Origin of the sequence: Azonexus sp., assembly GCF_041909095.1 — a bacterium.
Lineage (GTDB): Bacteria > Pseudomonadota > Gammaproteobacteria > Burkholderiales > Rhodocyclaceae > Azonexus.
On the sequence record NZ_JAYREB010000009.1, the window covers coordinates 78,968 to 103,146 of the forward strand.

A 24,179-nucleotide genomic window follows, 5' to 3' on the forward strand; every position below is an offset into this window, starting at 1 on the left:
GCATCAATCGAGAAGAGGGAAACAGACATGAAAAAAATCGAAGCCATCATCAAACCGTTCAAGCTCGACGAAGTGCGCGAAGCGCTGTCGGAAGTCGGCATCACCGGCCTGACGGTCACCGAGGTCAAGGGTTTCGGGCGCCAGAAGGGCCACACCGAACTGTATCGCGGGGCTGAATACGTCGTCGATTTCCTGCCCAAGATCAAGATCGAGATCGTCGTTACCACCGAACAGGTCGAGCCGGCCATCGATGCCATCGTCAAGGCGGCGCGTACCGGCAAGATCGGCGATGGCAAGATCTTCGTCACCTCGGTCGAGCAGGTTGTCCGTATCCGCACCGGCGAGACCAACGAAGCGGCAATCTGAAATCCGCCTGCTGTTGTTTCAGGAACGGGACGGCCACGGCCGTCCCGTTTTTGCAGGGGCATCAGGATATGCTTATGTATTGATTTTGTGGGTTTCGGCGTTTTGCGCAAAGCTTGAGCAAACCGTTTGACCGCCCCGGGAAAACCGGGTAATTTCCTTGCCAGAGGAGGCTTTCTCCTCGTATCCGTCAGTCAGGATTCTCCAACGATTCAATGGCAAGCGGGATTTCATGAACATCATTCAGGTAGAGAGAAGATGTGACGGCAACCGCCGTCACTCATCCCCAATCTTCCCGGCATGCCGCAAGGCATGTGACGATGGCAGGGTCGGTATGTCCGGCTGCGCCATGTCCCTGAATTAAGGGCCAGAGCATGACGACGCGGCCAGCCTTCCACGCAGTATCCGGAAGTGCTGCCGCGAGCGAAGCGGTTTTCCAGTCAAGACCCGATTCGGCACAGACCGATAACACCCCGTTTTCCTTTCATTTCCGGAGGTTTTCCATCCGGGAACGTGGCGCGCGCTGTCTTGCGCTTCCGTTCCGGGAGGAGGCCGCTTGTCCGGAGGGTTTCCCGGAGATATAGCCTGTTCAATTCTTGTCAGTCTAAATAAAGAGAGGGAGTAGTAATGTCTTCTGCATTGTGGTTGGCGTTGTTATGTGCGGGGTTGGCGGTCATTTACGGCTGGTTGTCCAGTCGTTCCATTCTTGCGTTGCCGGCGGGGAACGAGCGCATGCAGGAAATCGCCAAGGCGATCCAGGAAGGGGCGGCTGCCTATCTGAGCCGGCAGTACAAGACCATTGCCATGGTCGGTGTGGTGATGGCGGTGCTGATCGCCATCTTCCTTGGCATGGCGACGGCGGTCGGTTTCGTCATCGGCGCCACGCTCTCCGGTGCCGCCGGCTTCATCGGCATGAACGTTTCCGTGCGCGCCAATGTGCGTACCGCCGAAGCGGCACGCGGCGGAATTGCGCCGGCGCTTGACGTGGCCTTCAAGGGTGGCGCGATCACCGGCATGCTGGTGGTCGGCCTCGGCCTGCTCGGCATTGCCGGCTACTACGGTGGCATGCAGGCCTTCGGCCTGAGCCAGGATGCGGCGCTGCACGCGCTGATCGGTCTGGCTTTCGGCTCGTCGTTGATCTCGATCTTCGCCCGTCTCGGTGGCGGCATCTTCACCAAGGGGGCCGACGTCGGCGCCGACCTCGTCGGCAAGGTGGAAGCCGGCATTCCCGAGGACGATCCGCGCAACCCGGCGGTGATCGCCGACAACGTCGGTGACAACGTCGGCGACTGCGCCGGCATGGCCGCCGACCTGTTCGAAACCTATGTCGTCACCGTCGTCGCTACCATGGTGCTCGGCGCGCTGATGCTGAAGACCTCGGCCGTCCTCGGCGATGCGCTGATCCTCTACCCGCTGGCGCTGGGCGCGGTGTCGATCATTGCCTCGATCGTCGGCTGCTACTTCGTCAAGACTTCGGACGGCGGCAAGATCATGGGCGCGCTGTACAAGGGCCTGATCGTCGCCGGCGTGCTGGCGCTGGCCTTCTACTACCCGGTGACCTCGTGGCTGATCGGCGCAGGCGATGCGGCGGTGCAGGTAACGACCGCCAGCATGTTCACCTGCGCGGTGATCGGTCTGGTGCTGACGGCGGCGATGGTCTGGATCACCGAGTACTACACCGGCACCGAATACGCGCCGGTCAAGCATGTCGCTTCGGCCTGCCAGACCGGTCATGCGACCAACATCATCGCCGGTATCGGCGTTTCGATGAAGGCGACGGCGCTGCCGGTGCTCTCCGTCTGCGCCTCGATCTGGGCCGCCTATTCGGTCGGTGGCCTGTACGGGCTGGCGATCGCCGCCACCTCGATGCTGTCGATGGCCGGTATCGTCGTCGCGCTTGATGCCTACGGTCCGATCACCGACAACGCCGGTGGTATCGCCGAAATGGCTGAGCTGCCGCCCGATGTGCGTAACGTTACCGATCCGCTCGACGCCGTCGGCAACACCACCAAGGCGGTGACCAAGGGCTACGCCATCGGTTCCGCCGGCCTTGCCGCGCTGGTCCTCTTCGCCGACTACACGCATGCGCTGGAAGCGGCGACCGGCCAGGTATTCACTTTCGATCTGTCGAACCACATGGTGATTATCGGCCTCTTCATCGGTGGCCTGATTCCCTACCTGTTCGGGGCGATGGCGATGGAAGCGGTGGGGCGTTCGGCCGGTGCCGTGGTCGTCGAAGTGCGGCGTCAGTTCAAGGAAATCGCCGGCATCATGGAAGGCACGGCCAAGCCCGATTACTCGCGCGCGGTCGATATGCTGACCGTTGCCGCAATCAAGGAAATGATGATTCCGTCGATCCTGCCGGTCGCCGTGCCGATCGTCGTCGGTCTGCTGCTCGGCCCGCAGGCGCTCGGCGGCCTGCTTGTCGGCACCATCGTTACCGGCCTCTTCGTCGCCATCTCGATGACCACCGGCGGCGGTGCCTGGGACAACGCCAAGAAGTACATCGAGGATGGCCACTTCGGCGGCAAGGGCTCGGATGCGCACAAGGCGGCGGTCACCGGCGATACCGTCGGCGATCCCTACAAGGATACGGCCGGTCCGGCGGTCAATCCGCTGATCAAGATCATCAACCTGGTCGCGCTGCTGATCGTGCCGCTGATCGTCTGATCGCCAGCTTTTCGGTTCAAGGAATGCGCCCTGCGGGGCGCATTTTTTTTGCTTCAGCTTTTTGGCGCGCGCAGCAGGACCAGCAGGGCGCCTTCGCCGCCGTCCTGCGGCTTGGCCTGGCAATAGGCGAGGACTTCGTGGCGCTGCGCCAGCCAGCCGCGTACCAGTTGGCGCAGCACCGACAGTTTGTGCGGCGAACCGTGCCCTTTGCCGTGCACGATGCGCAGGCAGCGCTTGCCCTGGTGCAGGCAGGTGTGCAGGAAACCGGCGATCAGGTGGCGCGCCTGCTCACGGTTCAGGCCGTGCAGGTCGATCTCGTCCTGCACCACCCAACGGCCGCGACGCAGATCGCGCAATACCGTCTGCGCCAGGCCGGGGCGCAGGTAGGCCGCTTCGTCGCCGCCCTCGAGGCGGTCCTGTAGGGCGATCGGCGCGTGCAGGCTCTCGTGCAGTACCGCCTGACGGTCGGCCAGCGACTGCTGCGGCGCTGGCTGTGGCCGGGGGGAGTCGAGGGCGGCCAGATTGCGGTCGGGCAAAGGCTCGACGCCGCTCATCGCCAGGACGAAAGCCGCCTGCTCGGGATCGTCGGGCAGGCGCCGCGGGCGGGTGTCGTCCTGCCAGCGGGCGGGCAGCGCGTCGTCGCGGGGCGCAGGGCGTCCCGGATGGCTTGCGGCTGGCGGCCGGGAAACGGCAACGCGGCGTGACGGCGGTTGTTCCAGAATCACCCGGTTGGCGTCGGGCAGCGGCCGGGCACCAGCCACCGCCTGGCGGAAGAGGGCAGCTTCGTCGTCCTTGCCGGGGTCCGGCGCCGTGTCGCGCGGTGGTGTGGGCGACGCGGCGACCGGGGTCGCCGCGCGTTGCCGCCAGACGGCCCGCAGGCCGTCTTTCAGCGCGTTTTGCTCAGCCTTGGTGGCCAAGGTTGTCGAGGTAGCGCTCGGCATCGAGTGCCGCCATGCAACCGCTGGCGGCCGAGGTGCAGGCCTGCTTGTAGATCTGGTCCTGCACGTCGCCGGCGGCGAAGACGCCGGGGATGCTGGTCTGCGTCGCGTTGCCGTTGCGCCCGGCTTGGGTGACGAGGTAACCGTGGTCCATCTCGAGCTGGCCGATGAAGATGTCGGTGTTCGGCTTGTGGCCGATGGCGATGAAGACGCCGTGCACGTCGATCTTGCTTATTTCGCCAGAGGACATGTTCTTGATCGCCAGGCCGGTGACGCCAGAGTCGTCGCCGAGCACTTCGTCGAGGGTGCTGTTCCAGAGGATGGTGACCTTGCCTTCCTTTTCCTTCTGGAACAACTTGTCCTGCATGATCTTCTCGGCTCTGAACTTGTCGCGGCGGTGGATCAGCGTGACGTGACTGGCGATGTTGGCCAGGTAGAGCGCTTCTTCGACCGCGGTGTTGCCGCCGCCGACGACGGCGACCGGCTTGTTACGGTAGAAGAAGCCGTCGCAGGTGGCGCAGGCGGAGACGCCTTTGCCCATGAAAGCCTGTTCGGACGGCAGACCGAGGTACATGGCGGAGGCGCCGGTGGCGATGATCAGCGCGTCACAGGTGTAGGTGCCGCTGTCGCCGACCAGCGTGAACGGCTTTTCGGTCAGCTTGGTGGTGTGGATGTGGTCGAAGATGATCTCGGTGTCGAAGCGGGCGGCATGCTTCTCGAAGCGCTGCATCAGCTCCGGTCCCTGCACGCCGTCGGCGTCGGCCGGCCAGTTGTCGACTTCGGTGGTGGTCATCAGCTGGCCGCCCTGGGCCATGCCGGTGATCAGCACCGGTTTGAGGTTGGCGCGCGCCGCATAAACGGCGGCGGTATAACCGGCGGGGCCGGAACCGAGAATGATCAGCGGGGTGTGACGGGTCGTCATGTTGGTCTCTGCCTATGGGTTGAACGGCAAAAATTATAGCCGCCTAATGAAGCGCCGTTTTATGCCGGATCGTAACCAATCTATCAAACCGGTTTATAATTCTCAGCTAACTGTATGACTTGAAATGATTTACACCGTTCGTGGTAGTCATGGAACGGGATTAAGGAATTCAATGGCAAGACGAAACGACCCCAGTCCGATGCCCGACAAGATCGGCAGCCTGCTCCAGGAATCCCGCTGGCTGGGGGTTGGCGCGCTGGCGCTGTTCCTGGTCATGGCGTTGTGGGGATTCCAGCGTACCGACCCCGGCTGGTCGCACGCGATCGGCAACGGCAGTCCGCAGAATCCGGCAGGTCGTGCCGGCGCCTGGGTCGCCGATCTGCTGCTCTACGTTTTCGGACTCTCCGCCTGGTGGTGGGTGGTCCTGCTCGGCATGCTGGTCTGGTGGGGCTTCCGCAGGTTGCACGCCGGCGCGCAGGGGGCGGCGCATTCGCCCTACCTGGCGGTACCGGGGTTCATCGTCTTGCTGCTCGCCAGTTGTGCGCTGGAAGCGCTGCGTTTCCATACCCTCGATGTCCAGTTGCCGCTGGCGGCAGGCGGCATGCTCGGCGTCGAACTGAGCCGTTGGCTGGCCAGCCTGTTCGGTTTTACCGGCGCGACGCTACTGCTGTTGGCGCTGATCGGCGTTGCCTGGAGCGCGTTTTCCGGCATGTCGTGGATCTGGGCCTTCGAAAAGCTCGGCCTGCTGCTTGAGGCGCTGACCCTGTTTGTCTACGGCCGCATCGACGCCTGGCGTGACCGGCGCATCGGCAAGGAGGTCGCGCAGCGCCGCGAAGTCGTCGTCGAGGAGGAAAAGCGGCGGGTCGAATTGCACGAGCCGATCTTCATCGATACGCCGCCGCCGGAAGTGCCGGTGTCGAAGAAGGCGGAAGCCCGCGTCGAGCGCGAGAAGCAGGCGTTGCTGTTCCCCGAGGCGATCGTCGGCGGCACCTTGCCGCCGCTGCACCTGCTCGACCCGGCGCCGCCGGCGACCGAGACGGTCAGTGCCGAAACCCTGGAATTCACCTCGCGCCTGATCGAACGCAAGCTCGCCGACTTCGGCGTCCAGGTCAAGGTGATCGCCGCCCTGCCGGGGCCGGTCGTCACCCGTTACGAAATCGAACCGGCGGTCGGCGTCAAGGGCGCGCAGATCGTCAACCTGGCGCGCGACCTGGCGCGCGCGCTGGCCATGGTGTCGATCCGCGTCGTCGAGACGGTGCCCGGCAAGTCGTGCATGGCGCTCGAGCTGCCGAATACCAAGCGGCAGATGGTCAAGCTGTCCGAGATCATTTCGAGCAAGCCCTACAACGACATGGGCAGTCCGCTCACCGTCTGCCTCGGCAAGGACATCGGCGGCCTGCCGGTGGTCGCCGACCTGGCCCGCATGCCGCACCTGCTGGTTGCCGGCACCACCGGTTCGGGCAAGTCGGTCGGGGTCAACGCGATGATCCTGTCGATGCTCTACAAGTCCGAGCCGGAAAACGTCCGTCTCATCATGGTCGACCCGAAGATGCTCGAACTGTCGATCTACGAAGGCATCCCGCACCTGCTGGCGCCGGTCGTCACCGACATGAAGCAGGCGGCCAACGCGCTGCACTGGTGCGTTACCGAGATGGAAAAGCGCTACAAGCTGATGTCGGCGATGGGCGTGCGCAACATCGCCGGCCTCAACACCAAGATCAAGGACGCCGAGAAGCGCGGCGAGCACATCCCGAACCCGCTCAGCCTGACCCCGGAAGCGCCCGAGCCGCTGACGCACATGCCTTACATCGTCGTCATCATCGACGAACTGGCCGACCTGATGATGGTGGTCGGCAAGAAGGTCGAAGAGCAGATCGCCCGCCTCGCCCAGAAGGCGCGCGCCTCGGGCATCCACCTGGTGCTGGCGACACAGCGTCCGTCGGTCGACGTGATCACCGGCCTGATCAAGGCCAACATCCCGACCCGCATCGCCTTCCAGGTGTCGAGCAAGATCGATTCGCGTACCATCCTCGACCAGATGGGCGCCGAAGCCCTGCTCGGCCAGGGCGACATGCTCTATCTGGCGCCCGGCACCGGCTATCCGACGCGGGTCCATGGCGCCTTCGTTTCCGATGACGAAGTGCATCGCGTCGTCGAACACCTCAAGGCGAGTGGCGCGCCCGAGTACGTCGCCGACATCCTGAGCGGCGCCGGCGGCGACGAGGAGGGCGGCGGCGAGGCCGGCGAGGGTGGCGGCGACGCCGAGAGTGATCCGCTCTACGACCAGGCGGTCGACATCGTGCTGAAGAACCAGCGCGCTTCGATCTCGCTGGTGCAGCGCCACCTGCGCATTGGCTACAACCGCTCGGCGCGGCTGATCGAGGCGATGGAGAACGCCGGCCTGGTGTCGGCGATGGACGGCCGCGGCGGTCGCGAAGTGCTGATGAAGAAGCCGGCCGAATGACGCCGCCGGCACGACAAACCCTTACACATTGAAACAGCGCCGGCCTTTGAGCCGGCGTAAGCTGCGCCCATGAACCTCGCCCAAAAACTCCTCGCTACTGCCGCCTTCGTCCTTGCTCCGGCCTTCGCCCACGCCGGCGCCATCGACCAGTTGCGCGCCTTCCTCGACGATACCCGCAGCTACCGCGCCGATTTCGAGCAGTCGGTGCTCGCCCGCAACGGCCGCAAGCCCCAGGAGTCCTCGGGCAAGCTGGCGATCCTGCGGCCGGGCAAGCTGCGCTGGGAAATCCTCAAGCCCTATCCGCAACTGGTGGTCGGCGACGGCGAAAAGATCTGGATCCACGATCCGGAACTGCAGCAGGTCACCGTGCGCCCGGCCGGCGAAGCGATCGGCGCCACGCCGGCGGCGCTGCTCGCCGGCAGCAATGCGCTGGAAAAGAACTTCGTGCTCAAGGAGGGGGGCGAACGCGACGGCCTCTCATGGGTCGAGGCAACGCCGAAAACCACCGAAAGCGGCTTCGAGAAGGTGCGCATCGGCTTGCTCGGCAAGGAAATGAAGGCGATGGAGCTGTTCGACAACTTCGGCCAGACGACGCTGATCCGGCTCCTGCGCAGCGAGCGCAACCCAGCGCTGCCGGCGACCCTGTTCCGCTTCACGCCGCCCGCCGGTGCCGACGTCATCGGGCAGTAAAGCGGCGTAAAAAAGGCAGGCCGTATGGCCTGCCTGGATTTTTCCCGACGGTGCCGCTCAGTATTCGAGCACGCGCGGCAAGTCCTTGGCCTGGGCGATCCATTTGGCAACTTCGGTTTCGCCGGGGGTGCGGCCGCTCAGCTTCTTCTCGGCGTTGATTTCGGCGACTGCCGCTGCCAGGTTGGCGGCGTTGCGCCGGGCCAGTTCCGGCACCGTATCGACACCGCTAACCTCAAGCAATTCTGCATATTCCGAGCCGATGCCGCTGATCCGGTACAGGTCGACCATGTTGGCGAACTTGAGTACCTGCTTTTCCGTGAGGCCGGTCTTCTCCGCCAGTTCCTTGCGCTGTTTCGGCGTCCGCGCATTTTCCAGCAGACTGTCGGTGTCCTTGACGCCAGCGGCACGCAACTTTTCCCCGGTAACCGGTCCGATGCCCTCGACGTCCTCGATCTTCTTGTTGGCCATGTGTTGACTCCTGAAGCGGTATTGAAGGAGGGTCCAGTTTAGGGGATCGGCCTACGCCGAAGGTAATATTTTGTAGGACTGCCCTGTCGACCGGCGCGCAGCGTTGGCATGGCAGCGCCCGCGCCGGAGTGGTGGGCTCAGCCGCCCAGTGTCAGCATCAGTTCGCCCTGTGCGTTGTGCGGCTTGCTGCGGGCCGAACGGCGGCGCTGATAGTGGCCCTGGCTGTTCATGTCCCAACCCTGCTGGTTGTCGGCCAGATAGAACTTGAGACCTTCGGTGATGACGCGTTTCTTGAGTTTCTGATCAAGCAGCGGGAAGCCGAGTTCGATGCGCTTGAAGAAGTTGCGGTCCATCCAGTCGGCCGACGAGAGGTAGACGTCTTCCTTGCCGCCAGCGTAGAAATACATCACGCGGTGATGTTCGAGGAAGCGGCCGATGATCGAGCGGACGCGGATCTTCTCCGACAGTCCGGGAACGCCCGGGCGCAGCATGCAGACGCCGCGCACGATGAGGTCGATGTCGACGCCGGCTTGCGAGGCTTCGTAGAGTGCGTGGATGACCTCGCGCTCGACCAGCGAGTTCATCTTGGCGACGATGCGCGCCTTCTGACCGTTGCGCGCTGCTTCCGCTTCAGCCTGGATTGCCGCGACGACATTCGGCTGCAGTGTGAACGGCGCCTGCCACAGGTGGCGCAGGGTACGCGCCTTGCCCAGGCCGGTGAGCTGCTTGAAGACTTCGGAAACGTCGTGGGTGATTTCCTCGTTGGCGGTCATCAGGCCGAAGTCGGAATAGAGGCGGGCGGTACGCGGGTGGTAATTGCCGGTGCCGAGGTGGGCGTAACGCTTGAGGCCGGTTTCTTCGCGGCGGACGATGAGCAGCGCCTTGGCGTGCACCTTGTAGCCGACGACGCCGTAAACCACATGGGCGCCGACCTGTTCGAGCTTGGTCGCCCAGCTGATGTTGGCCTCCTCGTCAAAGCGCGCCATCAGTTCGACGACGACGGTGACCTCCTTGCCGTTCTGGGCGGCGCGGACCAGCGATTCCATCAGCACCGAATCGGTACCGGTGCGATACACCGTCATCTTGATCGCCACCACGCTGGGGTCGGTCGCTGCCTGGCTGAGCAGTTCGATGACCGGCGCGAACGACTGGTAGGGATGGTGCAGCAGGATGTCGCCCTTGCGGATGCTGTCGAAGATGCTGACACCCTTGCTCAGGCCTTTCGGCGAGCCGGGAATGAAGGGGCGGAACTTCATGTCCGGGCGGTCGACCCAGTCCGGCACCTGCATCAGGCGCACCAGGTTGACCGGGCCATGCACACGGTAGAGGTCGACCGGCTGCAGCGCGAACTGCGAGAGCAGGAATTCGGTGATCGCCGACGAACAGTTGTCGGCAACCTCCAGGCGCACAGCATTGCCGAAATGGCGCTGCGGCAGTTCGCCCTGCAGCTTGGTGCGCAGGTTGGTGACTTCTTCCTCGTCGACGAAGAGGTCGGAGTTGCGCGTCGCCCGGAACTGGTAGCAGCCGAGCACGGTCATGCCCATGAACAGTTCGCCGACGAACTCGTGCAGGATCGACGACAGGAAGACGAAACCGTAAGCGCAGCCGGCGAGTTCCTCGGGGAGCTGGATGACGCGCGGCAGCACGCGCGGCGCCTGGACGATGGCGATGTTGGAACTGCGCCCGAAAGCGTCCTTGCCTTCCAGTTCGACGGCAAAATTGAGACTCTTGTTGAGGACGCGCGGGAAGGGGTGCGAGGGGTCGAGTCCGATCGGCGTCAGCACCGGCACCATTTCGCGCAGGAAATAGTCGCGGATCCATTCACGCTGCGCTTCGTTCCAGCCGGAACGGCGCAGGAAGCGGATGCCCTGTTCGGCCAGTGCCGGCAGGATCACGTCGTTGAGGTGCTGGTACTGCTCATGGACGATGGCATGGGCTTCTGCCGAAACCAGGCGGAAGGTTTCCTGCGCCGTCTTGCCGTCTATCGTCGTCACCGACGATTTGGCGCGGATTTGTTCTTTCAGGCCGGAAACACGGATCTCGAAGAATTCGTCCATGTTGCTGGAAACGATGCACAGGAAACGCAGGCGTTCCAGCAGCGGCATCCTCTCGTCCTGCGCCTGGGCGAGTACCCGGCGATTGAAGGCGAGCAGGCCGAGTTCGCGGTTCAGGTAATTGTCGGACGGGAAGCGTGAGGATTGGTCGTTGTTGATCATGGCGCGCGATCCGGAAGGGGTTTCTCAAGTATAGGCTTCAAGCTGCTCATTTTGTTGCGTTAATGTTACAGCCAGATTAATCTGCCGGCGGTCTGGCAGCGACTGGGGACTTGCTGCCAGCGTAGGGGATATACGACTTTCGTTCTACCCCAGTGCGACATAACAGGGTATGCTGTCGGCTCTTTTTGTGAATTCACATTGTCATGAAAATCCTTCTGGTCGATGACTCGCGGGCGATCGCCATGATCACGACGGCACGTCTGGAATCCTTCGGTCACGAAGTGCACCATGCGAACAACGGTCAGGCCGCGATCGACATGTTTCGCAACGAATCCTTCGATCTCGTCCTGATGGACATCGAGATGCCGGGCATGAACGGCTTCGAGACGACGACGCGGATTCGCGGCCTGGAAGGACACGAACCCTGGGCCTGGACGCCAATCATCTTCGTTACCGCGACTGACAGCGATACCAACCTGGTGACCGCGATCGAGGCCGGCGGTGACGATTTCATCTCGAAGAGTTCACCGGAAAGCGTGCTGCAGGCGAAGATGAAGGCGATGTCGCGGATTGCCGCGCTGCGCTCGCGTCTGGCGCAAGCCAACGGCAAGCTGCAGGACCAGGCGAATCATGACGGGCTGACCGGTCTCTTCAACCGGCGGGCCATGGATCTACGCATCGATACCTTGTGGGAAACCGCGGTGCAGAACGGCAAGCCCTTCAGCCTGCTGATGATCGACGTCGACAATTTCAAGAAATACAACGATCACTACGGGCATCAGGCCGGCGACGACTGCCTGCGTGCCGTTGCCCAGGCTATCGACGGGGTGGCCTTGCGAGCCGATGCCGACCGGCTGGCGCCGGGGGCGTTTGCCGCGCGTTACGGTGGCGAGGAGTTTTCGGTAGTGATTCCGGAAGCACCGTCGGGCGTGCATGTCGGTGTCGGCATGGCCATTGTCGAGGCGGTGGCGGCACTCAATCTGCCGCATGAACGCAACGAAGCCTGGGGGCGGGTCACGGTGTCGGTCGGCGCGGTCTGCGTGTCGCCGGCCAGCAGCCTGGTCAAGCAGGTTTTCCGCGAGGCCGACGAACTGCTCTACAAGGCCAAGGCGTCTGGCCGCAATCGCTGCGAATCGAACTGAAGGGTTTCAGTCCTGGCGGAAATGGATCAGCGGCGTGTGGCCGCTGGCATGGAAGGCCGCGCAGCGCTCGATGAATTCCCGGGTACTCTTCGGCATCGGCGTGCGGGCGCGGGTGATGTAGAAGATCAGGTCGCGCCCCTGGCGCAGCAACTGCAGGCCGACCGCGGTGTCGTGGACGACGTTGCAACTGCAGTCGAGCGGGTTCGGAGTGAGGCCGTCGAGGCGTTCGCCGGCAGTCACCATGATGGCCCAGACGTCGAAAATGTCGGGGTCGGTACGCAGCGTCTCGGTCTTGATCTTGGCTGCCCGGGCCAGGTCGAGGATCACCGGTTCGGCACCGACAAAGGCCGGCAGGCGGGCCAGGTTGGTGATCATGCAACTGGCGATCCGGTCGATGTCGCGCATCGTCTGACCGATCTTGATGTAGCGGCTTTCGTAGAAATCCTCGAGTGGAATCGAGAAGGCGCGGAAAGGCTCGCCCCACAGTTCGTCGATGCCTTCCTCGCCGCTGCGGTGCAGCACGTTCTTGCCCAGCTCCATCGCTTCCAGCAGGCAGCGACCGCATTCACGCATCAGCGGATTGTCGCTGAGAATTTCGATGCCACAGGCCTGCAACTCGACCAGCTTGCGGAAAATGTCGGCCGCGCGGTTGAACAGCGCGCCGGCCAGCATTGCTCCCTTGATCCGGCGGCGGGCAATATCGCTTTCCGCTTCGAATGAGGCGCGCGCTTCGGCGAGCCGGGTGCCGGGAATGTTGAGGCCGTGCTCGGTGTGGTTGAAGAGACGGCGGGTCAGCGCATCGATCAGACGTTTCTTTGCCTCCAGCGTATCCGCCGGCACCTGATAGACCTTGATCCAGTAACCGTCGTAGTAGACGCGTTCTTCCCCGTTGATGATGCGGCGTGAGCCTTCTTCGGGAAGCGTCTCGTGGACGGACAGCTGATCGATGTGGGTTGCGTTGATCATGGGGGAGCAAGTATTACAAAAGGCAGAGTCGGAAACAAGATAAAGCGATCTCCGCTTTACTACGAAGCAACATATTTTTACTTTTGGCAACAGTCCTTTCGACTGGGCTCTCGCTATGATCGTTCCAGATCAATGCTGGAGTCCGCCCATGAAAACCCTTTTTCCGCGCATTGCTGCCTTCGCCCTGCTTGGTGTTTCCGCGGCACAGGCCGGTACCACCGTCGATCTGGCAGCGGAGGCCTCGCGGCCAGCCGTCAACGACCAGGTGCAGGCAGTGGTTTATGTCGAGGCGCGCGGCGCCAACCCGGCGCTGCTGGCGCGCCAGGTCAATCAGGAAATCGCCGGCGCACTGCAACTGATCCGCGGCAAGGCCGGGGTGCAGGCGAAAAGCGGCAACCAGTCCACCTATCCGGTCTATGGCCGGGAGCAGAAGATCGAGGGCTGGCAGATGCGCAGCGAACTCGTCCTCGAGTCGCGCGATCTGGCGGCAGTCTCCGAATTGCTCGGCGAACTGCAGCAGCGCAAGCTGGCGGTCGGTCAGGTCAGCCAGATGCCGTCGCCGGAAACCCGGCGCAAGGTCGAGGACGAAGCGACGCGCGACGCCATCCGCGCCTTCCAGGCGCGCGCCGAAGTGATCGCCGCGGCGCTTGGCAAATCCTGGAAGATCAAGCAACTGGCGGTGTCGCAGCAGGGCGGCCCGCAGCCGATGCCGGTCTTCCGGGCGACCAAGGCGATGCTGGCCGACGCCGCGCCGGCGCCGCTGGAAGCCGGCGAAAGCCAGTTGACGACGACGGTCAGCGGTCAGATCGAGCTGGCTGACTAACTGGCTGGAGTCAGTGGCGCGAAAAGAGGTCGCGCAGCTTGCACAGCGAGGTGGTGATGTCGAAGCGCGGGTCGGACAGCGCTTCACCGGCGAGGATGCGGGTGATCGCCAGCGCCGGGTCGGTTTCGCCGGTGCGCAGCACCTCGCAACCGCGCTTCTTCATGTGGCGGATGAAGCCGTCGCCAGCGCTGGCGCAGACCATGAGGTCCACGCCGTCGAGCGGGTGCGGGCGGTCGTCGGCGAAGCTGTGCAGGATTTCCGTCTTGTCCAGTTCGACGAAGGCGGGCGCCGGCAATAGCTGCTTGCTCTGGTGCTGGCTCAGGTCGTAGAGCAGCCAGTGCCGGCATTGGCCGGCGTGGCCGCTGACTTCGAGGTAGTTCTTGGTGGCGATGGCGATTTTCATGGTCGATTTGTCGGGAAACCTACAGGCGCCTACAGCGCGGACAGGGTCACCGCCACATCGCGCGGGCCGGCGAAATACGGCGCGCTGCTGACCAGGATGCGGCAGCCGGCGCGGGCGTAGGCCTCGGCGTTGCTGGCGTTGATACCACCCGCTGCAGCAATTCGCGTGCCGGGCAATTGCCGGATGATGTCGGCGACTGCCTCGACCGGCCATTTTTCCAGTTGCAGGATGTCGGCGCCGGCCGCCGCCCAGGTTTGCGCTTCGCCAATGTTGCCGACTTCGACGACGACCGCCCGCTCCGGCCAGCGGCGGCGCAGCCGGGCGATGCTGGCGGCCGGCGTTGCGTCGAGGAAGGCGCGGTGTTCGGCGAAGACGAGCAGGGTTTCCGAGAGGCTCAGGCGGTGCGGGCTGGCGCCGCCGGCGAGAACCGCCTTGACGGCCGCCGCCTTGGTGCCCGGGAAGTTCTTGCGCGTGCACACCACCGCGCAATTGGGGTCGCCACGGCGCGCGGCGGCGACGATGGCGGCAGTGCTGGTGGCGATCCCGGACAGGTATTCCATCAGCGTCTGGGCGGTTTTCCAGACCGTGTGCAGGCCGCTCGCCGGGCCTTCGAGGCTGAGGATGGTGGCGCCGGCGGCGAGCGGCGTGCCGCTGGCGACCACTGCGCCGCTTACGGTGAGGCCGCGCAGTTCGCCGAGGCGGCGGGCTTCCTCGCTGCCGCAGACGACCATTTCGTAACGCGCGCGAAAGTCGAGGCGGCCGGGGCGCTCGCCGATGTCCAGCGCCAGCGTCGTCGCATCGCCAGCGGGAACGTCCTCGCCGAGCAGGCGCTCGAGTTCGGGATCGGGCAGGGTGTAGGGATTCACGGTTTCACTCCATCAAGGCAACGGATTTGACCTGCACATGCACCGGCCGGCCAGCGACGATGCCGAGTTGCTCGGCCGAGCGCCGGGTCAGGCGGGCGACCAGCCGGCTCTCGCCGAGCGCGACGCGGACCAGCAGCAGGCCGGGGTGTTCGTCCGGGCCAACGGCGTCGACCGTCGCCGGCAGGATGTTCTGGATGCTGCTGGGCCCGGGTTCGTCGATCGCCAGCGAAACGTCGCGCGCCAGCACGCGCACCCGCACGCGCCGTCCCGGCGGCAGGTCGCGGGCGCGCGTCCACAGGCTGCCGCCGGGGAAGACGACGCGCATCAGCTGCCAGGTCTCGTCGATGTGCTCGACCGTGGCCTCGAGGACGACGCCGACATCCTCGCCAAGGCGGATCGGCAGGTCGATGCGGGCCAGCGTCTCGGCCAGCGGGCCGGCAGTGACGACGCGGCCGCCGTCGAGGACGACCAGGTGGTCGGCGAGTCGGGCGACTTCGTCGGGCGCGTGGCTGACGTAGATGACCGGGATGTCGAGTTCGTCGTGCAGGCGTTCGAGGTAGGGCAGGATTTCCTGCTTGCGTTTCAGGTCGAGTGCAGCCAGCGGCTCGTCCATGAGCAGGATTTCCGGGCTGACGGCGAGCGCCCGGGCGATGCCGACGCGCTGCCGCTCGCCGCCGGACAGACTGTCCGGCTTGCGCTGCAGCAGGTGGCCGATGCCGAGCAGTTCCACCGCCTGGTCGAGCGCCACCCGTCCGGCACCGCCGATCCGCTGGCGTCCGTAGTCGAGATTGCCGAGCACCGACAGGTGGGGAAACAGGCTGGCTTCCTGGAAGACGTAGCCGATCGGTCGGCGGTGCGTCGGCAGCCAGGTGCCGGCGTCCTGCCAGGTGCGGCCGTTGAATGCCAGGCGGCCGTGCGCCGCCCGTTCGAGACCGGCGATGCAGCGCAGCAGCGTGGTCTTGCCGGAGCCGGAGTGGCCGAACAGCGCGCTCACGCCCTTGCCGGGCAGGTGCAGGTCGACGTCGAGACTGAAACCGGGCCAGTCGAGCTTGAAGCGGGCAGCGATTCCCGGCATCTCAAGCTCCCTTCCGGTGACCCGGCCGCCAGACGTACATCGCCAGCAGGACGAGGAAGGAGAAGATCAGCATGACGGCGGCCAGGCGGTGCGCGTCGGCATATTCCATGGCTTCGACGTGGTCGTAGATCTGCACCGATGCCACTCGGCTGACGCCGGGGATGTTGCCGCCGATCATCAGGACGACGCCGAATTCGCCGACGGTGTGGGCGAAGCTGAGGATGCCGGCGGTGATGAAGCCGGGCAGCGCCAGTGGCACGGCGACGCTGAAGAAGGTGTCGAGCGGCGAGGCGCGCAGGGTCGCCGCCACTTCCAGCGGCCGCTCGCCGATCGCCTCGAAGGCGCCTTGCAGTGGCTGCACCATGAAGGGCAGTGAATAGAAGACCGAGGCGACGACCAGCCCCCAGAAGGTGAAGGGCAGGGTGCCGATGCCGAGCGACTGGGTGAACTGGCCGACCGGGCCGTTTGGCCCCAGCATCAGCAGCAGGTAGAAACCGATCACCGACGGCGGCAGCACCAGCGGCAGCGCGACGACGGCGCCGATCGGCTGTTTCCACCAGGCCCGGCTGCGCGCCAGCCACCAGGCCAGCGGCGTGCCGAGCAGGAACAGGATCAGGGTCGTCGTTGCCGCCAGGCGGACGGTTAGCCACAAGGCCTGGAGGTCGGTGTCGGTCAGCATTCTTGCCCTGGCTCAGCGCAGCGCGTAACCGAAGGAAGTGATGATGGCGTGGGCGCGCGGCGTCTTCAGGTAATCCAGGAATGCCTGGGCTGCCGGCTTGTCCTTGCCCTTGCCGAGAATCACCGCGTCCTGCAGGATCGGCTCGTGCATGGCGCCGGGGACGATCCAGGCCGAGCCAGCAGTCAGCTTGCCATCCTTGAACACCTGCGACAGCGCGACGAAGCCGAGGTCGGCGTTGCCGGTGCTGGCGAACTGGAAGGTTTGCGCGATGTTCTCGCCCTGGACGAATTTCGGCTGCACGGCGGCGAGCAGCTTCATCTTGCTCAGCGTTTCGATGGCGGCGGCGCCGTAGGGCGCGGTTTTCGGGTTGGCGATGGCCAGCTTGTTGAAGCTGCCCTTGTTCAGGATGTCGCCCTTGGCATCGACGAAATCGGGCTTCGCCGACCACAGCACCAGCGTCCCGACGGCATAGGTGAAGCGCGTGCCGGCGACGGCCTGGCCTTCCTTTTCGAGCCTGGCCGGGGTCGTGTCGTCAGCCGCCAGGAAGACCTCGAACGGCGCGCCGTTGACGATCTGGGCGTAGAACTTGCCCGTGGCGCCGAAGGAAAGCACGGCCTTGTGGCCGGTCTGCCGTTCGAACTCGGCGGCGATCTGCTGGGCCGGGGCGGTGAAGTTGGCGGCGACGGCAACCTGGACTTCGGCGGCGTGCGCGCCGACAGCGGCGAGCAGGGCGACAACAAGGGTGGACAGGCGCTTCATGGGGGTTCTCCTGGAAAGGTTGGAAGAGGTCAGGCGTACTTGCAGAGAATCACGGACGAAGCCTTGAACACCGCGCAGGCGGTGCCGCCAACGGCGAGGCCGAGTTTGTCGACGCTGTCGTGGGTGACGACGGCGCACACCGACTTGCCGTTCTGCATCGCCAGCGTCACTTCGGAATTGACCGGGCCTTCGTGGATACGGGTGATTTCGCCCCACAGGTGGTTGCGGGCGGTGGTTCTGACCGCCGGGTCGTTGAGCAGCAGGACCGACGACGACTTGACCAGGGCGCTGATTTCCATGCCGATCGCTAGGCCGAGGTTTTCCGCCGATTCGCCGGTGATCACGGCGACCAGCTCGTTTTCGTCGTCGAGCCGGAGGCGGACCTCGAAATCGACGTCGCCCTCGCGCAGGCCGACGATCTTGCCGGCGAACTGGTTGCGGGCGCTGGTTTTCATCGACATGCGCTTGAGCAACTGGCTGAACTGCTGGAAGTCGCTCGCCTGGCCGTCGTTCATGCTTGCCGTCAGGCGGTCGAGCGCCGCCTGGTACTCGGCTTCGAGCGCCCGGTAGAGGGCGATCACCTTGCGTCCGTAATCGGTCAGCTGGGTACCGCCGCCGTGCTTGCCACCGGTCGAGCGCAGCACCAGCGGCTGCTCGGCCAGGTTGTTCATGGCGTCGACCGCATCCCAGGCCGCCTTGTACGACAGCGGCACGGCTTTTGCTGCCTGCGAGATCGAGCCCTGGTGGTCGATTGCCTCGAGCAGGCGGATGCGGGTGTCGCCCAGGTAGGTGCCGAGCGGGCCGGCGAATTCGAGTTTGCTGCGCAGGCGGGGAAGGGCTTGATCCATACTGTTATGTCTTTCGATATATAGCGGATTCGAGTTTACCGGAAATTCCAGGGGGCGCTATGGTTGCTCGTGCATAAATGGTTTCGTTATATTGCCGACAGACCGGGATGATTCCGCTGCTTGCCAAGGTATATAGCGAAAAGCGGGCCAGCCGGATTGATAACCAAGGAGAAGCTCATGAATGTCAGCGCACGCAATGTTTTTGCAGGAAAAATCACCGCCTTGACCGATGGTGCGGTTAACGCCGAAGTCGAACTCACTTTGTCGGGAGGCGACAAAATTGTCGCAATCGTCACAGAGGCCAGCGTCCAGTCGCTCGGTCTGGCGGTCGGCAAGGACGCTGTCGCCTACGTCAAGGCGCCGTGGGTGATGCTGCTGTCGGGCGCGCCGGACGTTCGTTTCTCGGCACGCAACCAGCTCGCCGGCACGGTCAGCGCGTTGACCAAGGGCGCCGTCAATACCGAAGTCGGCATCACGCTGGCTGGCGGTACCGTCGTTCATTCGGTGGTGACCAACGAAGCCGTGCTCGAACTCGGCCTCAAGCTCGGCGAACCGGCGACGGCCTTGATCAAGGCCAGTCACGTGATCCTCGGCGTGCCGGCCTGAGCTTGCGCCGGGCGTGAACGCGAGGCGGCCGGCGGGCCGCCTTTTTCGTTCACCAGCCGAGCGGGGCGCGGGCATTACGGCGCAGCAGGACGAACAGGCCGCTGCTGACCAGTCCGAGCAGCAGCGAGACGGCGGCGGCGCGCGCGAAGTCGCCGCTGCTCACCGCATTGTAGATGTCGAGTGAGGCGGTCACCGTGCGCCCCTCGATGTTGCCGCCGACCATCATGGTCATGCCGACTTCGCCCAGCGAGCGGCCGAGGGCGAGGATCAGGCCGCCGGCCAGCGCGTTGCGGATGTTGGGCAGCAGCACGTAGCAGAAAATCTGCCATTCGTTCTTGCCCAGCGTGCGCGCCGCTTCCGGCAGGATTTTCGGCAGGCTTTCGAAGGCCGATTGCACCGGCTTGACGACCAGCGGCAGGCCGGCGATGAAGGCGGCGATCAGCAGCCCGGAAAAGGCGAACACCGGGGCGATGCCGAACCATTGCTGGAGCGGCTCGCCGAGCGGGCCGCGGCGACCGAGCAGAAGAAGCAGCAGGAAGCCGGTGGCCATCGGCGGGAAGACCAAGGGCAGCGTGACCACGATGTCGAGCAGGTTGCGGCCGCGCCAGCCCGGCCGCGCCAGCGCGTAGCCGAGGGCGAGACCGCAGACGGCGTGGAGCAGCGTGCCGGCCAGCGCGACGCGGGCGGTCAGCCACAGCATCTGCCGGTTGCCCGGCGTCGCCAGCAATTCCAGGAATGCGCTGGAAACCTCCATTCAAAGCCCGTTGCGCTTGAGGATGGCACGGGCCTCGTCGCTTTCCAGGAAGCGGCCGAGCGCCAGCACCTCGGGCCGTTGCGCCTGCGCCCGGAGGACGCCGCCGACGATGCGGATCGGCGTATACAGGGCGCCGTCGATTTCCTGGTAGCCGCCGATCTTGGGTGCGATGGCGAGGGCCTCGGTCAGATTGATGAAGCCGGCGTCGATGTCGCCGGAAATTAGGTAGGCGGAAACCTGCGGCACGGTGGCGACGACCTGCAGGCGATCCTGCAACGCTGCCTTGAGCTTGCTGCGTTCCATGAACTCGCTGGCGGCGATGCCGTAGATCGCCGCCTTCGGGTTGGGCATGGCGATCCGGGCGAAGCGGGCGTCGGCCAGCTCGGCCGGCGAGCCCAGCTTGCCGCCGCTCGGCCAGGCGACGACCAGGCGGCCGTTGCCGAGCGGCAGGAAGCTGGCGAAGTCGAGCTCGTCGACGCCGGCCAGAAAAGCCTGGTCGCCGAAGATGACGGCGATGTCGCCGCCCTGCTTGGTTTGCGCGACGATGTTGCCCATGTTGCCGTAGACCTGCTCGACCTTGATGCCGCTCTGTTTCTGGAAGGCGGCACAGAGTTCGCCGAGCGGGCGCTTGTAGCCGGCGCCGGCGGCGATCAGCAGGTTCTGGGCAAAGGCGGGGAGGGCGGCACAGAGGCCGGCGATCAGCAGCAGACGGCGAAAGAGGGACATGAGGTTTCCTTGAACAGTGAGGGCTGGGCGAGGGGGAGGGAAAGCGGGGTGTCGGCGCAGACCTGGCCGCGCTGCAGGCGGACGATGCGCGTGGCGAGCTGACAGGCTTCGTCGAAATCGTGGCTGACCAGGATCGCGTAATCGACCAGGGCGCTGGCGCGCACTTCCTGCAGCAGCGTCTGCATTGCGCGGCGCAGTTCCGGGTCGAGCGCCGACAGCGGCTCGTCAAGCAGCAGCAGGCGCGGCGCCGAAGCCAGCGTGCGGGCCAGCGCCAGACGTTGTTTCTGGCCGCCCGAGAGTTCGGCCGGATAACGCTCGGCGAGCTTTTCCAGGCCGACCAGCTCGAGCAACTGCCCGGTCGGCAGCACCTGGCTGTCCGGCCGGCGCGCGAAATCGACCTGGCGGCGCGCGCTCATGTGCGGAAACAGGCCGAGTTCCTGGAAGACAACGCCGACGCGGCGCAGCCGGGTGGGAACGCAGATGCTGTGGTGGCTGTCGAGCCAGGTTTCGTCGTCGATGCGGATAAGCCCTTCGGTGGCGTTTTCCAGTCCGGCGAGCAGGCGCAGCAGCGTCGTCTTGCCGGCGCCGGACGGCCCCTGCAGGGCCAGCCACTGCCCCGGCGGCAGGCGCAGGCTGGCGTCGAGCTGCGCCGCGCCGCAGGCGAAATTGAGCGGCTTGCGCAGGGTGAAGGAGAGCTGGCGGGCGGCGGTTTCAGCGCGCGGGGTCGTCATGCGTTTTGTCTTCGGTGTTGCTGACTGGTGCTTGCGCCGTTGCCAGTTCGATGACCTCGGCCGTCGGTCGTCCGCCGGGCGCTCGCCAGCCGCAACAGCAGCCGTGGGCGCGGGCGGCGCCGGGCGGGATGGCGAAGGCTTCGTCAGCGGGGGGCGTCGGGGTGGATGGCATAGAAGTCTCCATTCTTGCTGCCGGGGTCGGGTTGTGTGTTGCGCAGCACCAGCCAGCGCCCGTCGTGCAGGCGCCAGGCGGTCATTTCCTCGGCCAGGCTGACGCTTTCGTAAAACTCCTCGTCGTCGTCGCTCAGCAGCCGGGTCAGCGCGAATTGATGAGTGATGAAACAGGGGCGGGCGTCTTCGTCGTAGCCGATGGTGCGCTCGGCGAGGATTTCGTATTCGCGGTAGCGCCGGAAATACAGCGGCGCGTCCACCGCGTCGCGCCATTCGGCCGGCAACAGGCGCAACCAGTCGATCCTGGCTTCCTGGTCGCCGGCCAGGCGGCGTTGCTGTTCGGTTTGCGGCTGCTGCATTGTTGGGATCTCGTCTAGAAATATAAGGGCATATATAGCGACTACCCTTCACTCAGCAAAAGTGATGCCATGCGTTTTCGGCTGTTTGGTTGTTGTGCCGTGTCGGATTCGTTACGATATGTTGTAGTGTATATAACGATTGTCAGCTATCCGCCAATGCCGTTCACAAAATATTCAGGCAGCGAACCAGTCGTTCAGGGCGCCGGCGTCGGGCGGCAGTTCGCGGGCGATGCCGCCGGTGAAGTGGCGCCAGCTTTCCAGGTAGGCGGGGGGCGTGATGGTGAGCACCGGAATGCCGTTGCTCATGACCTGCAGCATTTCGGCGGCGAAGCCTTCGCCGCTGCTTTCCAGTTTGGAAAAGCGGTTGAATACCGCCAGGTCGGCGCCTTCGTCGGCAATCCGGCGCAGTACCGAGGTCGCTTCGACCAGCGCCGCGGTGTCGAGGGTGCAGGCGTTGGACTGGCTGCCGAGTTGCTGCGAGATCGGGAAGTGGCGGCCGCTTTCGATGTCGACCAGGAGGTGCCGACAACCGCTGCTGTCCGGTTGGCTTTCCTGGAGCAGGCCGCGCACCCGCACGCCGCGCCGGCGCAGGTCAGCAACGAAGTCGCGCAGCGCCGTATCGGCAGCGCCGCGGGCGGTGGCGACGATGGTGGCGATCGGCGGCAGTTCGGGGTCGTGGTCGGCTGGCGGCATCATGGCGCGATTTTACTCGGCGTTTCCCCATAAAATACGCGTTTTCTCCACCGGCCCGGCCGGTCCAGTCTGGAATCCCGCATGACACAAATTCAGAAAGTGCCGACCGTCGGCTTCGTTTCCCTCGGCTGCCCGAAGGCCAGCTCCGACGCCGAACTCATCCTCACCCGGCTGCGCGCCGAAGGCTACGAGATTTCGCCCAGCTACGACGATTCCGACCTGGTCATCGTCAATACCTGCGGCTTCATCGACGCCGCCGTCGAGGAATCGCTCGACGCCATCGGTGAGGCGCTGAACGAGAACGGCAAGGTGATCGTCACCGGCTGCCTCGGCGCCAAGGGCGACATCGTGCACAGCACGCACCCGTCGGTGCTCGCCATTACCGGCCCGCACGCCATGGAAGAGGTGATGGGCCACGTGCACCAGCACCTGCCGAAGCCGCACGACCCGTATTCCGACCTCGTGCCGCCGCAGGGCATCCGCCTGACGCCGGAACACTACGCCTACCTGAAGATTTCCGAAGGCTGCAACCATAGCTGCACCTTCTGCATCATCCCCAGCCTGCGCGGCCCGCTCGTCTCGCGCCCGGTCGGCGATGTGCTGGCCGAAGCCGAGAACCTGGCCCGCGCCGGGGTCAAGGAAATTCTCGTCATCTCGCAGGACACCAGCGCCTACGGCGTCGACCTCAAGTACCGCACCAGCTTCTGGGGCGGCAAGCCGGTCAAGACCCGCCTGAAGGAATTGTGCGACGCGCTCGCCTCCTTCGGCATCTGGGTCCGCCTGCACTACGTCTATCCGTATCCCTCGGTCGACGACGTCATCCCGCTGATGGCCGAAGGCAAGATCCTGCCTTACCTCGACGTTCCCTTCCAGCACGCCAGCCCGAAGATACTGAAGGCGATGAAGCGTCCCGGTTCGAGCGAGAACACGCTGGAGCGCATCGCCAAATGGCGCGAAATCTGCCCGGAACTGGTCATCCGCTCGACCTTCATCACCGGCTTCCCCGGTGAGACCGACGAGGATTTCGACCAGTTGATCCAGTTCCTCGAAGACGCCAGGCTCGATCGCGTCGGCTGCTTCGCCTACTCGCCGGTCGAGGGCGCCACCGCCAACGAACTGCCCGGCCTGCCGCCGGAAGACGTGCGCGAGGATCGCCGGCGCTGGCTGATGCAGGTCCAGGAAGACATTTCCGCCGACAAGCTGGCGGCGAAGATCGATACGGTGATCGAGGTACTGGTCGACGAAGTCGACGACGAAGGGACGATCGCCCGCTCCAAGGCCGACGCGCCGGAAATCGACGGTGTCGTTTACCTCGATGGCTTCTTCGACGCCCAGCCCGGCGATTTCCTCAAGGTCCGCGTCATCGACGCCGACCACCACGACCTCTACGCCCAGCCTGCCTGATCAGGACCAGAAGACGCCCTCGGCGTCTTCGTCGAGCAGCGCCAGCAGGCGGCGCAGCTCGCGCTCCGGGCGGTGCGAATACTGGCGCCACGGCGAATGGCCGCCGAAACTCGGCGCGTCGAGCAGCCAGGTGCCGGAGCCGAGGTTGTAGCGGAAACGCGCGATGTCGAGGTGGATCCACTCGCCGGCCTGCTGCGGCGACGGGCGTGATTCGTAGAGGACGACCGCGTCGTCCTCGAAGCGCAGGTCGAGGCGGACGCTGTCCTGCAGTTCCGGGGGGTAGCGTTGCTCGCAATAGGCAGCGAGGCGATTGCGGGCAAGGTGCTGGGCGAGGACGGGCAGGGGCATGGGTTCGGGCCTTGGGTATGAACGAATCATAGCGGCTGGGCCGCTGCCGGGAAAGCGTTTGACGCTGCGCCGGTGGCTGCCGACAATGCGCTTTG

Annotated in this window: 26 protein-coding genes; 8 read left to right on the forward strand and 18 right to left on the reverse strand. The window is 64.9% G+C overall.

The window, feature by feature from the left end; genetic code table 11:
- The first annotated feature begins 27 nt into the window (after positions 1-27).
- Both ACE3OV_RS15110 and ACE3OV_RS15115 read left to right on the forward strand, forming a co-directional pair.
- Positions 28-366 carry a P-II family nitrogen regulator gene (locus ACE3OV_RS15110; protein WP_374328266.1) on the forward strand — a complete coding sequence of 113 codons (339 nt, stop codon included), beginning with the start codon at positions 28-30 and terminating at the stop codon, positions 364-366.
- A gap of 624 nt (positions 367-990) precedes the next feature.
- Positions 991-3,033 (forward strand): sodium-translocating pyrophosphatase, encoded by a 2,043-nt coding sequence (locus ACE3OV_RS15115; protein ID WP_374328267.1) that lies wholly within the window; start codon positions 991-993, stop codon positions 3,031-3,033.
- 53 nt (positions 3,034-3,086) lie between these two features.
- Here the strand turns inward: ACE3OV_RS15115 and ACE3OV_RS15120 are convergent, their stop codons facing one another.
- Complete coding sequence (locus ACE3OV_RS15120) at positions 3,087-3,974, reverse strand: Smr/MutS family protein (RefSeq protein ID WP_374328268.1); 888 nt, start codon at positions 3,972-3,974, stop codon at positions 3,087-3,089.
- Positions 3,934-4,893: a thioredoxin-disulfide reductase gene (gene trxB, locus ACE3OV_RS15125; RefSeq protein ID WP_374328270.1), complete on the reverse strand. Its 960-nt coding sequence runs from the start codon at positions 4,891-4,893 to the stop codon at positions 3,934-3,936. Before trxB ends, ACE3OV_RS15120 begins: the two co-directional genes overlap by 41 nt.
- A 199-nt stretch (positions 4,894-5,092) precedes the next feature.
- Here trxB and ACE3OV_RS15130 point away from each other — a divergent pair, with 199 nt between their 5' ends.
- Together ACE3OV_RS15130 and lolA are read left to right on the forward strand one after the other, a co-directional pair.
- Complete coding sequence (locus tag ACE3OV_RS15130) at positions 5,093-7,357, forward strand: DNA translocase FtsK (protein ID WP_374328271.1); 2,265 nt, start codon at positions 5,093-5,095, stop codon at positions 7,355-7,357.
- 69 nt (positions 7,358-7,426) lie between these two features.
- A complete protein-coding gene (lolA, locus tag ACE3OV_RS15135; RefSeq protein ID WP_374328273.1) occupies positions 7,427-8,047 on the forward strand; it encodes an outer membrane lipoprotein chaperone LolA in 621 nt (206 codons plus the stop codon).
- Positions 8,048-8,104: 57 nt separating this feature from the next.
- On the opposite strand, the gene ACE3OV_RS15140 is transcribed toward lolA, so the two are convergent.
- Positions 8,105-8,515 (reverse strand): DUF4332 domain-containing protein, encoded by a 411-nt coding sequence (locus tag ACE3OV_RS15140; protein WP_374328275.1) that lies wholly within the window; start codon positions 8,513-8,515, stop codon positions 8,105-8,107.
- Between the two features lie 137 nt (positions 8,516-8,652).
- Positions 8,653-10,731, reverse strand: a complete 2,079-nt coding sequence (ppk1, locus tag ACE3OV_RS15145; RefSeq protein ID WP_374328277.1) for a polyphosphate kinase 1 — start codon at positions 10,729-10,731, stop codon at positions 8,653-8,655.
- A gap of 203 nt (positions 10,732-10,934) precedes the next feature.
- Between ppk1 and ACE3OV_RS15150 the strand changes: the two genes are divergently transcribed.
- Positions 10,935-11,873, forward strand: a complete 939-nt coding sequence (locus tag ACE3OV_RS15150) for a diguanylate cyclase (RefSeq protein WP_374328279.1) — start codon at positions 10,935-10,937, stop codon at positions 11,871-11,873.
- Between the two features lie 6 nt (positions 11,874-11,879).
- Here ACE3OV_RS15150 and ACE3OV_RS15155 read toward each other — a convergent pair whose 3' ends face one another.
- Positions 11,880-12,839, reverse strand: a complete 960-nt coding sequence (locus tag ACE3OV_RS15155) for a hypothetical protein (protein ID WP_374328280.1) — start codon at positions 12,837-12,839, stop codon at positions 11,880-11,882.
- 148 nt (positions 12,840-12,987) lie between these two features.
- On the opposite strand from ACE3OV_RS15155, the gene ACE3OV_RS15160 reads away from it, so the two are divergent.
- A complete protein-coding gene (locus ACE3OV_RS15160; protein WP_374328282.1) occupies positions 12,988-13,662 on the forward strand; it encodes an SIMPL domain-containing protein in 675 nt (224 codons plus the stop codon).
- A gap of 10 nt (positions 13,663-13,672) precedes the next feature.
- On the opposite strand, the gene ACE3OV_RS15165 is transcribed toward ACE3OV_RS15160, so the two are convergent.
- The 6 genes from ACE3OV_RS15165 to ACE3OV_RS15190 are packed head-to-tail and all read right to left on the reverse strand — an operon-like array spanning position 13,673 to position 18,292.
- Positions 13,673-14,065 (reverse strand): NifB/NifX family molybdenum-iron cluster-binding protein, encoded by a 393-nt coding sequence (locus tag ACE3OV_RS15165; protein ID WP_374328284.1) that lies wholly within the window; start codon positions 14,063-14,065, stop codon positions 13,673-13,675.
- Between the two features lie 29 nt (positions 14,066-14,094).
- A complete protein-coding gene (modD, locus tag ACE3OV_RS15170) occupies positions 14,095-14,931 on the reverse strand; it encodes a ModD protein (protein ID WP_374328286.1) in 837 nt (278 codons plus the stop codon).
- Positions 14,932-14,935: 4 nt separating this feature from the next.
- Positions 14,936-16,006: a molybdenum ABC transporter ATP-binding protein gene (gene modC, locus ACE3OV_RS15175; protein WP_374328288.1), complete on the reverse strand. Its 1,071-nt coding sequence runs from the start codon at positions 16,004-16,006 to the stop codon at positions 14,936-14,938.
- A gap of 1 nt (position 16,007) precedes the next feature.
- On the reverse strand, positions 16,008-16,685 hold the full coding sequence (gene modB, locus ACE3OV_RS15180; RefSeq protein WP_374328290.1) for a molybdate ABC transporter permease subunit: 678 nt from the start codon (positions 16,683-16,685) through the stop codon (positions 16,008-16,010).
- Between the two features lie 12 nt (positions 16,686-16,697).
- On the reverse strand, positions 16,698-17,444 hold the full coding sequence (modA, locus tag ACE3OV_RS15185; RefSeq protein ID WP_374328292.1) for a molybdate ABC transporter substrate-binding protein: 747 nt from the start codon (positions 17,442-17,444) through the stop codon (positions 16,698-16,700).
- A 29-nt stretch (positions 17,445-17,473) separates the two neighbouring features.
- Positions 17,474-18,292 carry a TOBE domain-containing protein gene (locus ACE3OV_RS15190; protein ID WP_374328294.1) on the reverse strand — a complete coding sequence of 273 codons (819 nt, stop codon included), beginning with the start codon at positions 18,290-18,292 and terminating at the stop codon, positions 17,474-17,476.
- Positions 18,293-18,469: 177 nt separating this feature from the next.
- Here ACE3OV_RS15190 and ACE3OV_RS15195 point away from each other — a divergent pair, with 177 nt between their 5' ends.
- Positions 18,470-18,898, forward strand: a complete 429-nt coding sequence (locus tag ACE3OV_RS15195; protein WP_374328296.1) for a molybdopterin-binding protein — start codon at positions 18,470-18,472, stop codon at positions 18,896-18,898.
- A gap of 49 nt (positions 18,899-18,947) precedes the next feature.
- On the opposite strand, the gene ACE3OV_RS15200 is transcribed toward ACE3OV_RS15195, so the two are convergent.
- From ACE3OV_RS15200 to ACE3OV_RS15225, 6 genes are all read right to left on the reverse strand, one after another.
- Positions 18,948-19,652 (reverse strand): molybdate ABC transporter permease subunit, encoded by a 705-nt coding sequence (locus ACE3OV_RS15200; RefSeq protein WP_374328298.1) that lies wholly within the window; start codon positions 19,650-19,652, stop codon positions 18,948-18,950.
- Complete coding sequence (modA, locus tag ACE3OV_RS15205) at positions 19,653-20,378, reverse strand: molybdate ABC transporter substrate-binding protein (protein WP_374328300.1); 726 nt, start codon at positions 20,376-20,378, stop codon at positions 19,653-19,655.
- Positions 20,351-21,109, reverse strand: coding sequence for an ATP-binding cassette domain-containing protein (locus ACE3OV_RS15210; protein WP_374328301.1), 759 nt, complete (start codon positions 21,107-21,109; stop codon positions 20,351-20,353). The genes modA (ACE3OV_RS15205) and ACE3OV_RS15210 overlap by 28 nt, the downstream gene beginning before the upstream one ends.
- On the reverse strand, positions 21,090-21,281 hold the full coding sequence (locus ACE3OV_RS15215; protein ID WP_374328303.1) for a hypothetical protein: 192 nt from the start codon (positions 21,279-21,281) through the stop codon (positions 21,090-21,092). The genes ACE3OV_RS15210 and ACE3OV_RS15215 overlap by 20 nt, the downstream gene beginning before the upstream one ends.
- On the reverse strand, positions 21,253-21,639 hold the full coding sequence (locus ACE3OV_RS15220) for a hypothetical protein (protein ID WP_374328304.1): 387 nt from the start codon (positions 21,637-21,639) through the stop codon (positions 21,253-21,255). The genes ACE3OV_RS15215 and ACE3OV_RS15220 overlap by 29 nt, the downstream gene beginning before the upstream one ends.
- Positions 21,640-21,813: 174 nt before the next feature.
- Positions 21,814-22,335: a DUF2478 domain-containing protein gene (locus ACE3OV_RS15225; protein WP_374328305.1), complete on the reverse strand. Its 522-nt coding sequence runs from the start codon at positions 22,333-22,335 to the stop codon at positions 21,814-21,816.
- Positions 22,336-22,413: 78 nt separating this feature from the next.
- Here ACE3OV_RS15225 and rimO point away from each other — a divergent pair, with 78 nt between their 5' ends.
- Positions 22,414-23,736, forward strand: a complete 1,323-nt coding sequence (gene rimO / locus ACE3OV_RS15230) for a 30S ribosomal protein S12 methylthiotransferase RimO (protein WP_374328307.1) — start codon at positions 22,414-22,416, stop codon at positions 23,734-23,736.
- On the opposite strand, the gene ACE3OV_RS15235 is transcribed toward rimO, so the two are convergent.
- Positions 23,737-24,084 (reverse strand): DUF3024 domain-containing protein, encoded by a 348-nt coding sequence (locus ACE3OV_RS15235; RefSeq protein ID WP_374328308.1) that lies wholly within the window; start codon positions 24,082-24,084, stop codon positions 23,737-23,739.
- Between the last annotated feature and the right edge of the window lie 95 nt (positions 24,085-24,179).